Annotated in this window: 12 protein-coding genes; 9 read left to right on the top strand and 3 right to left on the bottom strand. The window is 36.7% G+C overall.

The window, feature by feature from the left end; translation table 11 throughout:
* Positions 1–273: 273 nt before the first annotated feature.
* On the bottom strand, positions 274–1284 hold the full coding sequence (gene pheS, locus ODR02_RS14265; protein ID WP_047429302.1) for a phenylalanine--tRNA ligase subunit alpha: 1011 nt from the start codon (positions 1282–1284) through the stop codon (positions 274–276).
* Between the two features lie 127 nt (positions 1285–1411).
* Positions 1412–2071, bottom strand: coding sequence for a YceI family protein (locus tag ODR02_RS14260; protein ID WP_105684498.1), 660 nt, complete (start codon positions 2069–2071; stop codon positions 1412–1414).
* A 75-nt stretch (positions 2072–2146) separates the two neighbouring features.
* On the opposite strand from ODR02_RS14260, the gene ODR02_RS14255 reads away from it, so the two are divergent.
* Positions 2147–3082 carry a sulfate/molybdate ABC transporter ATP-binding protein gene (locus ODR02_RS14255; protein WP_309513369.1) on the top strand — a complete coding sequence of 312 codons (936 nt, stop codon included), beginning with the start codon at positions 2147–2149 and terminating at the stop codon, positions 3080–3082.
* Positions 3083–3388: 306 nt separating this feature from the next.
* Here the strand turns inward: ODR02_RS14255 and ODR02_RS14250 are convergent, their stop codons facing one another.
* On the bottom strand, positions 3389–3733 hold the full coding sequence (locus tag ODR02_RS14250) for a zinc ribbon domain-containing protein YjdM (RefSeq protein WP_089694356.1): 345 nt from the start codon (positions 3731–3733) through the stop codon (positions 3389–3391).
* Between the two features lie 245 nt (positions 3734–3978).
* On the opposite strand from ODR02_RS14250, the gene ODR02_RS14245 reads away from it, so the two are divergent.
* From ODR02_RS14245 to ODR02_RS14210, 8 genes are all read left to right on the top strand, one after another.
* Positions 3979–5184: an RsmB/NOP family class I SAM-dependent RNA methyltransferase gene (locus ODR02_RS14245; RefSeq protein WP_309513368.1), complete on the top strand. Its 1206-nt coding sequence runs from the start codon at positions 3979–3981 to the stop codon at positions 5182–5184.
* 187 nt (positions 5185–5371) lie between these two features.
* The gene (locus tag ODR02_RS14240) at positions 5372–7039 is read left to right on the top strand and encodes a GLPGLI family protein (protein ID WP_309513367.1); all 1668 of its coding nucleotides are present in this window, start codon (positions 5372–5374) and stop codon (positions 7037–7039) included.
* A 320-nt stretch (positions 7040–7359) separates the two neighbouring features.
* The gene (gene asnB / locus ODR02_RS14235; protein ID WP_309513366.1) at positions 7360–9027 is read left to right on the top strand and encodes an asparagine synthase B; all 1668 of its coding nucleotides are present in this window, start codon (positions 7360–7362) and stop codon (positions 9025–9027) included.
* Between the two features lie 408 nt (positions 9028–9435).
* A complete protein-coding gene (locus ODR02_RS14230) occupies positions 9436–10278 on the top strand; it encodes a hypothetical protein (protein ID WP_245169771.1) in 843 nt (280 codons plus the stop codon).
* A 139-nt stretch (positions 10279–10417) separates the two neighbouring features.
* Positions 10418–11821, top strand: a complete 1404-nt coding sequence (locus ODR02_RS14225; protein WP_309513365.1) for an MFS transporter — start codon at positions 10418–10420, stop codon at positions 11819–11821.
* A gap of 131 nt (positions 11822–11952) precedes the next feature.
* Positions 11953–12828, top strand: a complete 876-nt coding sequence (locus tag ODR02_RS14220) for a pirin family protein (protein ID WP_309513364.1) — start codon at positions 11953–11955, stop codon at positions 12826–12828.
* A gap of 147 nt (positions 12829–12975) precedes the next feature.
* The gene (locus ODR02_RS14215) at positions 12976–13287 is read left to right on the top strand and encodes a GNAT family N-acetyltransferase (protein WP_209785811.1); all 312 of its coding nucleotides are present in this window, start codon (positions 12976–12978) and stop codon (positions 13285–13287) included.
* A 60-nt stretch (positions 13288–13347) separates the two neighbouring features.
* Positions 13348–14247 carry a pirin family protein gene (locus ODR02_RS14210; protein WP_309513363.1) on the top strand — a complete coding sequence of 300 codons (900 nt, stop codon included), beginning with the start codon at positions 13348–13350 and terminating at the stop codon, positions 14245–14247.
* Positions 14248–14262 lie beyond the last annotated feature (15 nt).

The raw sequence follows: 14262 nt of genomic DNA, 5'->3' as shown, positions 1-14262 counted from the left end.
TTTTTTAAAGATACAAGCCTGTAACATTTACAGGCTTTTTTTATTTCTAATGTAATAAATCCCTGACACCTGTTGTCTTTATTATAGAGGCAGCAATAATGAAGCTGCAGCATGTCAATACTTCATTGAGGTACCTCGCGGATTCGAACCGAAGTATGGGCATAAGAAACAGACACGTGTAAATTTTCAATAAGATCAGTTTTTAGTTACGTTTTGTTTCTTAGGTCAGTAATTAAAAACAAAAAACCTCCGGAGCTCCGGAGGTTTGATTTTTTATAATGTTTTGAACTGTTCCAGTGTTCTGATATCATTTTCAAAGAACATTCTGATGTCACTCATCTGGTAAAGAAGCATCGTAATTCTTTCAATTCCCATTCCGAATGCATATCCCGAATATTTCTCAGAATCGATATTCACATTTTTCAGTACAGCAGGATCTACCATTCCACATCCCATGATTTCCAGCCATCCTGTTCCTTTTGTGATTCTGTAATCCGTTTCAGAGTTTAATCCCCAATACACATCAATTTCAGCACTTGGCTCTGTGAAAGGGAAGAAAGAAGGTCTCATTCTGATTTTAGATTTTCCGAAGAGCTCTGTCGTAAAGAACTGAATCGTTTGCTTTAAGTCTGCAAAGCTTACATTCTCATCAATATATAATCCTTCAATCTGATGGAAAATACAGTGAGAACGTGAAGAGATTGCCTCATTTCTGAACACTCTTCCCGGTGATAAAATTCTGATTGGCGGCTGGTTTTCTTCCATATAACGGGTCTGTACGGAAGAAGTATGCGTTCTTAGAAGAATATCCGGATTCTGCTCAATAAAGAACGTATCCTGCATATCTCTTGCCGGGTGGTATTCCGGAAGATTAAGCGCCGTAAAGTTATGCCAGTCATCTTCAATCTCAGGACCATCTGCTACTGCAAAGCCAATCGATTTGAAGATTTCAATAATTCTGTTTTTTACCAGATTGATCGGATGTCTGGAACCCAATTCCAATGGAAAAGCAGGTCTTGTAAGATCTTCTTTTTCTACCACCACAGAAGATGTGGAAGCATTTTTCAAATCCTCCAGTTTTACAGCCACTGCCTGTTTCAAAGTATTGATCTTCTGTCCGAATTCTTTCTTTTGGTCGTTAGGAACTTCTTTAAATTTTTCAAAAAAATCATTCAGAACCCCTTTTTTACCGTTGTACTTGATTCGGAAGTTTTCGATATCTTCCTTAGAGGTAGCATTGAAGCCATTTACTTCGACCAGTAGTTCTTCTATCTTTTCTATCATTATTTTACCCTTTCAAAATGTTTTGCAAAAATACGACTTTTAAGTTGAATATTAAGTCCGTCATAAAAAAATCTGCCTCTTTTTCGGGAGGCAGACTTCAATCACTTATTTCACTTAAATAAAAAAATTATTTCTTTTCTAAAGCTTTAACGCTGATTTGAAGAGTTACCTCGTCTTTAATCACGCCGTTTTCAGCCGGAGCCTGGAACTTTACGCCAAACTCTTCTCTCTTGATATCTTTCGGTTCAGTAGCTACACTTACTTCTCCATCTTTTACAGAAACATTAGCTTTAAACTGAACAGGTTTTGTAATTCCTTTAATCGTTAAATTACCATCCAAAAGAGTATTATAATCACCTTCTGTAGCCGGAGTAACCTTTGTAATCTCATAAGAAGCTGTTGGGAATTTTTCAACTTCAAAGAAATCACCGCTCTTCAGGTGGCCATTTAATTTTCCTAAATCTTCCGGGCTGTCTTTTAAATCCACAGAAGTTAAAGAGTTCATATCAGCAACGAATTTTCCGCTTTCCAGTTTTCCGTCTTTCACCGTCACATCTCCACTTTCAAACCTGATGGTTCCAAAATGACTCGTATTTTCAGATTTAAATACTTTATATCCCTTCCATTCAACCTTACTGTTTAGCGTATCCAAAGTGAACTGGCTACCTTCTTTAGTAGTCGTCACCTCATTACTCTCACTGGTAAGCGGTTTATCTTTTTTACAAGAAACCATTACAGCAGCAACAAATAATGCAGGGATAGCTATCGAAAACAGTTTTTTTCTCATTTTTGATTTATTTTTATTAGTTCCGCTAATATAATAAAAAAAATTGTGTTTTCATAAAAACCTTACATTTGTAATATGCTATTAGAAATAAACAATTTATTTTTCTCTCACAACAAAGAAAATCCCCTGTTTCAGAACCTTAACCTAAGGTTTGAAGAAAACAGAATTATAGCTCTTGCCGGAGAAAGTGGATGTGGAAAATCTACTCTTCTCAACCTGATTTATGGTCTTCTGGATTGGGAAAGCGGAGAAATTATTTTTAACGGTACAAAGCTTTCAGGCCCTAAAGGAAATCTTGTTCCCGGAGAGCCCGAAATGAAATTCGTAGCCCAGAATTTTGATCTTATGCCTTACGCTACAGTTGCTGAAAACGTAGGAAAATTCATTTCAAATATCAATTTAAAACAAAAAAAAGAAACGGTAGCAGAACTTCTTGAGGTGGTAGGCCTTCAGGAATTTGCCCATGTACTTCCTAAATATTTAAGTGGCGGACAGCAGCAGCGGGTAGCTATTGCCAGAGCCCTTTCTGTACTTCCAAAGCTCCTGATTTTAGATGAACCATTCAGTAATCTGGATTTTCCGAGAAAAATTGAGCTCAGAGAAAGACTTTTCAGATATGTGAAGCAGCATGGAGTTTCTTTAATTATCTCCACGCATGAACTTCAGGATATCATGCCATGGCTGGATCAGATTGTCATTTTGCAGGATGGAAGACTCATTCAGAATGACAGTCCGGAGAAGACCTACAGAAATCCTTATAATTCTTATGTGGCAAAATTATTTGGAGAAGTGAATATTTTCAGTGAAAATGAAGCTGAAGATTTCCAGCTTTCCAAATTTTCCTACTATCCCAAAGAAATAAAAATCACCGAAATGGGTCTTGAAGCCGAAGTTCTGGAAAGCAGATTTGCAGGAAATTATTATTGGAATAAATTGAGCGTAAAAGGAAAGGAAGTTTTTATGTATACTGATGAGAAAATATCAGGATTTGTAAATATTTCGTTTACCTAAAAACTAAAGTGCAAAAGGTAAAACAGCAAGGTAAATCATCATCAAATCCGCCATTACACCTTTTCGTTATTCTACACATAACGTATACATTCACTTACACTTATCAACAAAAAAAATACAAACATAAGAATCTGTTATAAAACTTTTTCTTACATTTGTATTTCCAAAGTATAAGGAAATTTTTGGTTATTTCTCTTTCTGCCTTCCAGACGGACATTAGCAATCTTGCAATTAAGTCTTATGAAAGATTACACTGTCCAATTTTTTCCTTTTCTTATTTTTAGGCCATAAAAAAGCACAGTTTTCTTACGCCTTCTTTACAAACTCTGACTTAAGAGCCATTGCCCCGAAACCATCAATTTTACAGTCAATATTATGATCACTTCCTGGTCTAAGACGGATATTTTTCACTTTAGTTCCAGCCTTTACCGGTTTTGGAGCTCCTTTTACAGGAAGATCTTTTACCACTACTACAGAATCCCCATCCTGAAGTTCATTTCCATTAGAATCCAATATCTTTCCTTCGTTTGCCGCTTCAGAAGCAGCCTCTGCAGGATCCCATTCGTAGAAACACTGGGAACATACCATCAAATTATCGCTTGGGTAGGTAAACTCAGAACTGCATTTTGGACAAAGTACTGTATCACTCATATTTTTATTTTTTGCAAAGGTAGAGCTTTTTAGAGGTTGAAGTCAAGAGGAAATAGTGAACGCGTCAATAGTCAATTTTTGCTTCGCAAAGTGAATGGTGAATCTAGAGTTCCAACCTCAGGCCCAAATCCGCAAACCAAAAAATTCACAAGCAAAGCGAATTGACTATTCACCATTCACAACCTCATTCATCAACTCTCAATTAAAAGTCGTATTTTTGCAGATTCAAACAGCGAAGCAAATTTATGGAACTTATTCACAGAAACTTGGCAATCGGGATTCACGATGCCTTACACGAAACATTTTTTGAGAAAAACAAATATGCAGATAAAGTTATTGAAAGACTTTTGAAAGCAAACAGAAAATGGGGAAGCCAGGACAGAGCCGTTGTTTCTGAAATTTTTTACAATATTATCCGTTGGAAAAAACGCCTTGAATACTATATGGGTGAAGGGGTAAAACCCAACAATATTTACAAATTGATTATTGCGTATTTACTTTGGAGTAAAACCAATTATAAAAAATTTGAAGAATTTGACGGAATCAAAATTGCCGACATTCTTACTAAACTTAAAAAGAATACTGTTCCTACAAAAGCAATAGAACATTCTATTCCTGAATGGCTGGCTGAAACTCTTGAAAAAGAGCTGGGTGCCAAATGGGAAAGAGAAATGCTTGCTTTAAATGAGCAGGCTCCAACAGTTTTAAGAGCCAATTCTTTAAGAACAACCACTAAAGAACTTATTTCTGATCTTTCGGATGAAGGGGTTGTTTCTTTTCCTATTAAAAATTATCCTGATGCTGTTCAGTTGGAAGAAAAGAAAAATGTTTTCCTGACGACAGCTTTTAAAGAAGGATTATTTGAAGTTCAGGATGCCTCTTCTCAGAAGATTGGATATTTCCTTGATGTTAAAGAAGGACAAAGGGTTGTAGATGCATGTGCGGGTGCGGGAGGAAAAACTCTTCACTTAGCAGCCATCATGAAAAACAAAGGTCAGATTATAGCACTGGATATCTTTGAATGGAAATTAGCTGAATTGAAGCGCCGCGCAAAGAGAGCCGGAGCTCACAATATTGAAACCCGTATGATTTCTGACAACAAGGTAATCAAACGTCTTCATGAAAAAGCAGACAGACTTTTGATTGATGCTCCATGTTCAGGTCTTGGAGTTTTAAAAAGAAACCCGGACAGTAAATGGAAAATCGATCAGGATTTTATTGACAGAATTAAAAAGGAGCAGCAACAAATCCTTCAGGACTATTCTAAAATGCTTAAAAAAGGAGGAAAAATGGTGTATGCTACATGTTCTATCCTTCCTTCTGAAAACAATCTTCAGGTAGATGAATTCATCAAAAACAATCCTGGATTCAAAATGATTAAAGATGAAAAAGTAATGCCTAGTGAAGGCTATGACGGATTCTATATGGCTTTGATTGAGAGAATTTCTTAATCCAAACCCAATTGACAATACATACAACTACTCTATTCTTTGGAGTAGTTTTTTTATTTAAAAACCTTTTCAAAAAAATGTAACAATTTTTGTAACATTTCACCCCAATTGTCTACTAACTGTATAGATTAAAACTATTTGATGCTGTAGAAAGTTTAAAATAACTTTGCAGTAAACTCGCTTATTTATGCATAAAAAAACTGCGCTCAATTTTCTGTCTGTTTTCTTATACTGTCTGTTTTCTGCACAGACCTATGAAATTCAGTACACAAGTTCATACAACGGAAAAACAACAGCTGATCAACCCTCAACAATAGTTTGGGTCAATGAAAAAGAAAATTTCATTCTCAACAGTGCGATTAAAGAACAAAAGAGCAGCTATCCCTATGAGATCACTAAGGTAGAAAAACCATCAAACACCATTTTTTCTTATGCTTTTCTAAAACCCGGATCTATTATCTCGACATCAGATGCTGAATCAGTAGGAAAACAGGATTTTGAACTCACCAGTGAAACCAAAAAAATCCTGGGCTATACCTGTAAGAAAGCAGTTACAAAGGTCAATTCAAACACGATTGAAGTCTGGTACACTCATGATCTGAAACTGAAAGGCGGACCTTCTGTTTTGGGGCAAAATTTGGGATTGGTTCTGGAAGTGGAGAGAAATAAAAACTCTTTAATTACCGCAGGCTCCATCAAAAAAATCAAGAATAACGGCATTGAAAATATTTTAAAAGGAAACATACAGGCAACAGATCAGTTAGGATATAAAGACCTGCTTTGGAAAAGCAGATTTACCATACTGACTGTTTTTGAAAATGAAATCATCAACTTCTCTGATGCTTCAAAATCAGATGAACAGATAAAAAGATATGCCAATGGAACGATCATTCTGAAAAAAATAAAATTTCCAGCCATTACAGAAGGAGAAAATATTTTTGTAGAACTGAAACAGCAATCCAATGGAGATGCCTATGACAGAACCGGAACCGTATTCTTCATTCCGCAGGATAAAGAAAAGTCTTTTTTTGATGGATTGGAAAAAGGAGCAAAAACGCTTCCTGTCTACGAAAACGGAAACGGAAAACAATATTACGGAATAACTTCCACTGATACCTATAGCCCTGCTATGGAAATGATGCGATTCTTTACTGCATTTGGTATTCAGAAGTTCAATCATATTCAGCTGAAAGGAAAAACCTGGCAAACCATCAGTCCTTACCGACAGGATATTACAGAATTGAAACCTTCTCTATCAGGAAAAGAACTTTGGGTTGGAACATTTATTGGCAACTATGATAAAGGCGGCCATAAAGTAAGCCTTGATATCACCATTCATAAAAGCGATCAGACCGTTCATAAAAACAATATAGCTATTCCTTTGTTCAATACTTTAAATATTATGGAAATGGCCGGACAGGACTACTCCACGATGTTCAATCAGGAGAAAGGACTTATGGTTAGTTTCACTTTAAATAAAGATCTGAAAAACGCACAGCTAAGATATACCACAACAGGACATGGCGGTTGGGAAAACGGAGATGAATTTGTTCCTAAAGCCAATTCTATTGTTGTGGATGGAAATCCGGTGTTTTCATTTGTACCCTGGAGAACAGACTGTGGTTCTTACCGCCTATACAACCCTGCTTCAGGAAATTTTCAGGACGGGCTTTCATCATCAGACCTAAGCAGATCAAACTGGTGTCCGGGAACGGTAACCAATCCTAACTTTATCCCTCTTGGAGATCTGAAGGCAGGAAAGCATACCATACAGATAAAAATTCCGCAAGGCCCTACAGAAGGAACAAGTTTCAGTTCATGGAATGTTTCGGGAGCATTACTTGGAGTTCAATAAAAACAAAACCTTCTTGCATGAGAATTGCAAGAAGGTAAAAACACAAATGATGAAAAAAAATTATTTCGAGCCACAAAGTAAGGGGTAAAATTCATATAATTAATTACCATAGATTAATAAATATGTCATTTTTATTTCGTATGTGAATTTCATCAATTCCGGCTCAACGAAAAAAATTAATCAAAAACATGTCAATTTCAACAAATAGTTAAAATTTTTAACTTAAAAATACAAATTGATTAAAAATTTTCGCTTTTAAATATTTTTCATTGTTATTTATAAACATCCCTTCTACTTTTGTTCCATAAATAATAAAAATCATGTGTGGAATTGTATGTTTATTCGACGCCAAGCAAAAAACTGAAGTATTAAGACCTCAGGTATTGGAAATGTCAAAAAAAATCCGTCACAGAGGACCGGATTGGAGTGGAGTTTTTCAGGATGAGAAAGTAATTTTTTCTCACGAAAGACTTGCCATCGTAGATCCTACCTCTGGAAAACAGCCTCTATTTACAAAAGACGGAAAAGTAGTATTAGCGGTAAACGGTGAAATCTATAACCATAGAGAACTCAAAGAAGAATTTCCGGATTATGAGTTTCAGACCCAGTCTGACTGTGAAGTCATCCTTGCACTTTACAGAAAATACGGAAAGGATTTCGTTGAAAAACTGAATGGAATTTTTGCATTCGCATTATACGACACTGAAAACGACATTTATCTTATCGCCCGCGATCATATGGGAATCTGCCCACTTTACCAGGGTTGGGATAAAAACGGAAACTACTATGTTGCTTCTGAACTGAAAGCTCTGGAAGGCATCTGTAAAAAAATAGAAACCTTCCTGCCGGGGCATTTTCTGTACAGCCCAGACGGAACCGAGCTTCAGCAATGGTACACAAGAGAATGGGACAGCTTTGATCACGTAAAAGAAAACGAAACTGATATCTCAAAACTGAGAAAAGGTCTTGAAGATGCCGTACACAGACAATTGATGAGTGATGTTCCTTATGGAGTGCTCCTTTCCGGAGGTTTAGATTCATCAGTAATTTCAGCGATCACTGCAAAGTTTGCCCGTCAGAGAATTGAAAGCGGCGACACCCAGGAAGCATGGTATCCAAGACTTCATAGTTTTGCCGTAGGACTTGAGGGTTCTCCTGATCTTGCAGCCGCTCAAAAAGCTGCGGAACACATCGGATCTGTTCATCATGAAGTTAACTTTACCGTTCAGGAAGGTCTGGATGCAGTCCGTGATGTGATTTACCATCTGGAAACCTATGATGTAACGACTATCAGAGCATCCACTCCAATGTATCTTCTGGCACGAGTGATTAAGTCTATGGGAATTAAAATGGTACTTTCCGGAGAAGGTTCTGATGAATTGTTCGGTGGCTATTTATACTTCCACAAAGCTCCCAATGCAAAAGAATTCCACGATGAGACCGTAAGAAAACTGGGTAAACTCCATCTTTATGACTGCTTAAGAGCCAACAAAGCGTTGATGAGCTGGGGTATCGAAGGCAGAGTACCTTTCCTTGATAAAGAATTTATGGATATTGCCATGACTCTTAATCCGCAAGATAAAATGATCAATACTGCTGAAGGGAAAATTGAAAAGTGGGTTTTAAGAAAAGCTTTTGAAGATCTTCTTCCGGATTCTATTGTATGGAGACAGAAAGAACAGTTCTCGGATGGTGTAGGATATTCATGGATTGACACCTTAAAAGAGGTTGCTGAAAAAGAAGTAACGGATGAGATGATGGCAAACGCCAGATTCAGATTCCCGCTAAATACGCCTCAGAACAAAGAAGAATACCGATACAGAACTATTTTTGAAGAGCATTTCCCAAGCGAAACAGCAGCTGCTACCGTTCCATCTGTACCGTCTGTAGCCTGCTCCACTCCTATTGCCTTAGAATGGGATGAAGCCTTCAAAAAAATGAATGATCCAAGCGGAAGAGCAGTGAAAGTGCATGAAACTTCGTACTAGAGGGGAATACTGATGAATGGTCAATTGTCAATCCGCTGCGCTTGTGAATTTTTTACATTATTAGGGATATTTTAACGCGGAGTACACTAAGATATTTCTAATATTTAAAAATGATCGCAAGGGCGTTTCACTCAGCAATAGACAAGTCGATTTCCTAGCTGAACGAAGTGCCTTTGCGAACAAAATATATAAGATCAAATATAAACCTTGCGTTCATTGCGTTTGTTTTTCAATTATTTACCATAATAATTCGCTATTGACATTTATACTTTTCTCATTCAAACATCTAACTCCCTCAGTTATAATTTATCAATCCTGTAGCAATACAGGATTTTTTCTTGAATTAACAATAACAATATGGCATAATTTAACTCACAATCCAAAATAATATCTAATAAATAATTATATTTGGAAAACGAAAATATCAATTATAAAAAAATGAGAAGAAACCTTACTGTTTTATTTGTCTTATTATCCATAAGTTTTGCTTTTGGACAAGGAAAATACGGCAAATATCTGAATTCAAAGAAGCTTGCTTTGACTTATAAGAGTGTGAAAGATCAGGATAAAGATGACTACTACCAACAATACTATTGGCTTGTAAAAGCAGAGCAGCTGAAAACTTATCCTCACCTAAAGGATATCAAACCTATCGTTTTATATGAATTTGTAAAGTACGTAAACCCTCAGAATCCGACAAAAAAACTGGATGCCAGAGGTAAGGAGCTTAGAGCAACTGCAGAATTATCTTTGAATCAGTATTTTAAAAACAAGAATTTTGAAAACAATTCTGTTTTAATGTACAACCTTGAAACCTATGTAGATCCTTCTAAAGGATTATACTACACAAAGGTAGATCCTGAAAAGATTAAAGAACTGGTACCGAAAGAACTGTTTGCTTTCAACTCATTCAACAGAAATATGGGAGAAGAAAAAACATATTATCTTTGGGTAGATAAGAAAAAAGATGATCTGAACATTGTAGATATCATCCCTAATGAAAAAGAAGACAAAGCTTTCTACGCAAGACTAAAACAATATCTTCCAAGTTATAAGTTTTCGAAATATGTTCCTTCTGTAAAAAAAGGAAACAAATCTGATAAAACAGACATCGAATATTATTACATCATGCCATTTGAGCAGAATACCGATAACATCGAATACAAAACAAAAGATTTCAAAACTTTCATTTTAAGCCAGTACAGAAAAGCTGGTGATGAATGGAAAGGAGTAGAAAAACCTAGAAAATAAATCAAAAAGTCCTGTGAAATCTCACAGGACTTTTTTAATTTTATATGGATTTCTTTATCTAAAGATTGATCCCGCTTAAAGCAGGCAGGTTCTTCAAATAAAAATAAGTCTGGAAGTTCTTCTATCCAGCCTATACCCAATGACAGAAGCAAACATACAACAGACATCCATAAAAAAAATACTACCACTTATTCTGGCTACTGCTATTTTCATGCAGATGCTGGATTCTACCATTCTGAATACTTCCCTGCCCTCTATTGCAAAAGATCTGAAAGAGTCTCCGCTTAATATGCAGAACGCCATCATCAGTTATGTTTTGACATTAGCCGTTTTTATGCCCGCCAGCGGATTTCTGGCAGACCGGTTCGGGACAAAAAAAATATTTATTTTTTCATTGGTACTGTTCAGCTTAGGTTCACTGTTTTGTTCCCTGTCTCAAAATCTTACTCATCTTGTTATTTCAAGAGTTATTCAGGGTGTTGGAGGAAGTTTGATGACTCCAGTCGGAAAATTGGCACTCATTAAAACCTTTGATAAGAATGAACTGCTTAAAGCCATGAACTTTGCCATTATTCCAGCGCTTATCGGGCCTGTACTGGGACCATTAGTCGGAGGCTATATGGTAGATTATCTTTCATGGCACTGGATATTTCTGATCAATATTCCGATCGGTGTTCTGGGAATACTTTTAGGATTAAAATTCATGCCCAATTATAAATCCGATGATGTTGATTTTGATTTAAAAGGTTTCTTAATCTTTGCAGCCGCCTCTCTCCTGCTTTCTGTTTCATTGGAACTTTTTGGAGATATGCAGAATATTACTCCTGTTTTGCTTGTATTTATCATGGGTTTCCTGTTTTTATACTATTATTACAAACATGCAAAAAGAGGAGGAAATCCTATCTTCCCGTTAAATCTGTTTCAGGTAAGAACTTTCCGTGTAGGTATTGTAGGTAATCTGGCTACAAGACTAGGAATCAGTTCTGTTCCGTTATTGCTGCCGCTGATGATTCAGATTGCCTACAAACAGTCTGCTGTAACTTCAGGCTGGATTATTGCTCCTATGGCACTCACAGCAATCTTCGGGAAATCATCCGTTATTAAAATTCTGGATAAATATGGCTATCGGCAGACTTTAATGGTCAATACATTCATTATCGGAACCTTGATATGCCTGCTTGCCATTCCTGATATACACACTTCCCTGTATTGGTTCATTCCGATTATTGCAGTGTTAGGTTTTTTCAACTCGATACAGTTCACCTCCATGAACACCATTTCTATTGCCGATCTCCGGAACTTCCAGACCAGCAGCGGAAATTCTTTAATCTCCGTGAATCAACAGCTAGCCATCGGTTTTGGTATTGCATTTGGACTGATTGTTTTAAAACTTTTTGAAAACACAGACCTTATCAAAGGAGAAATCCACAATGCCTTTCGATTGACATTTCTCACAGTTGGAATATTAACTATTTTATCAGGATTTGTTTTCAGAAGACTGCATATCTCAGATGGTAAAAACATGAAATCAAAGGAAGAATAGTTAAGGACAAAAGCAAAACTGCTATTATATCCGTTTAATTTTCCGTCTATCATCCATACTACGAACTTAACACAGATCAATGCTTATCGTATATAAGTATGGTAATTTTGTTTACACAAATCAACAATGTGATGGCAACTAAAAAAATAGAAATCGTAGTATCTCCAAGACCTGCGCACTTTGTAGGCGATGGATTCAGAGTTCACAATTTTATTCCGGGAGTACCTGGATTGGATATGAAAAGAATGGATCCGTTCATTATGCTGGATTACAATTCGAAATTTCATTTCAATGGATCAGAAAGACCAAGAGGTGTGGGCGTTCATCCACACAGAGGTTTCGAAACAGTAACCATAGCCTATAGCGGAAAAGTAGAGCATCATGATAGTGCCGGCGGCGGTGGCGTGATTGGAGAAGGTGACGTTCAGTGGATGACTGCTGCCAAAGGTGTTCTTCATAAAGAATATCATGAAACAGAATGGGCAAAAGAAGGAGGAATTTTTCAGATGGTTCAGCTTTGGGTGAATCTACCTGCAAAAGATAAAATGAGCTGCCCAAAATATCAGGCTATTGAAAACTCTACAATGGAAAGAGTGGATATAGGTAAAAATGGTTATGTAGAAGTAATTGCCGGAGAGTATGACGGTCATAAAGGACCTGCCAGTACTTTCACTCCGGTTCATATGATGAATGCAAAACTTAAAGCAGGAGGAACAGCGGAATTTAATTTCCCTGCCCATTTTAATACTGCTGCTTTGGTGATTGAAGGAAGCATTACCATTAATGGGGAAGAAACCGTTAAAGCAGATCATTTTGCATTATTTAAAAACGAGGGTGAAACATTCACTATCGAAGCAAAAGAAGATGCTGTTGTTTTAATCATTAGCGGTGAGCCTATCAATGAGCCAATCTACCCTCATGGTCCTTTTGTGATGAATTCCAGAGAAGAAATCATGCAGGCTTTTGAGGATTTTAATACCGGAAAATTCGGATATCTGGAAGACTAGAAGATTTAAATTTATCTTAACCTTCAATTATTCCTTTTTTTATTAACTTTATATAATGGCAAACCTTATAGGTTGTAGAAATCTGTAAGGTTTAGCTTTTCATTCTGTTTTACTGTAGAAAACAGAATCTTTTTAACACAAAATATTATGAAACCAGAATTCGAAAATATACCTCTTGTAAAAGCGGAAAAAAGATTTGAAATAGAAGTCAACGGACATTACGCACTCATTGATTACCGTGAGACAACGCATCAGATTGCTTTGGTACATACTGAAGCAGAGCCTGAACTGGCGGGAACAGGTGCCGCGGCTGCCGTAGTAGAGAAAACATTGAACTACATTGAAGAAAGCGGAAAAAGGCTTCTTCCATTCTGTCCGTATGTTTTTGCTTTTATCAAGAAGCATCCGGAATGGAAACGTATCGTGGATGAGAAATTTGAAGGATATGACAAACTTTAAATTTCAGCAGAACCACTCAATTTATTTTAAATAACATTTTAAACAGCATCACACACTATCATGTCAAATATCGGACTTATTATTGAAGAAAAAGCAGCAGATATCGGAAATTTCCTGGTAGGAAGACTCCTTCCTTTCCGTGAAAAAAGAGCAGTTGGCCCTTTCGTTTTTATTGATCACATGGGACCTTCAGAATTAAAAGATTATCAGAATCTTGATGTTCCGCCTCATCCGCATATCGGTTTATCTACATTAACTTATCTTTTGGAAGGTTCTATTTTCCATAGAGACAGTATCGGAAGTGCTATAGAAATAAAACCGGGTGCCGTGAATTGGATGACTGCCGGAAAAGGAGTTGTACATTCTGAAAGAACCCCAGAATATTTAAGACACAGTGATAAGAGACTTCACGGATTTCAGATCTGGGTAGGACTTCCAAAACACCTTGAGCAGTCGGAGCCTACTTTTCATCATATTGAAGCTGATGATATTCCGGTTTGGGAAGAAGATGGCATTCAGTATAAATTAATTGCCGGTGAAGCATTTGGAAGAACTTCCCCGGTTCCGGTACACAGCAAATTATTTTTCCTTGAAATCAAAACAAAAGAGGCTAGGAAAATAAGTATCGGAAAAGATCTTTATGGAGAAGCTGCCATGTATGTTCTGGATGGAACCGTGAGCACAGAAGGAAATTCTTATGGTTCAAAACAGCTGATGATCGCTAAAGATACAAAGCTTTGCGAATTTGATATGAGCGAAAACGGAACAGTTTATCTTTTTGGTGGCGAGCCCTTCGATGAAGAGCGTTTTATATTCTGGAATTTCGTTAACTCTGATAAAGAATTACTTGATCAGGCCAAAGTAAACTGGAATGATCAGAATCACGATGCCTTCCCTTTGGTTCCGGGTGATGACAAAGAATATGTTCCGCTTCCCAAGGCGATTTTAAACAGAAAATAATTTCAGTTCAGATTA

Source organism: Chryseobacterium sp. CFS2 (assembly GCF_036543225.1).
GTDB lineage: Bacteria > Bacteroidota > Bacteroidia > Flavobacteriales > Weeksellaceae > Chryseobacterium > Chryseobacterium culicis_A.
Note: the sequence above shows the minus strand (reverse complement) of the source record. Positions and strands in the feature narration are given on the sequence as shown.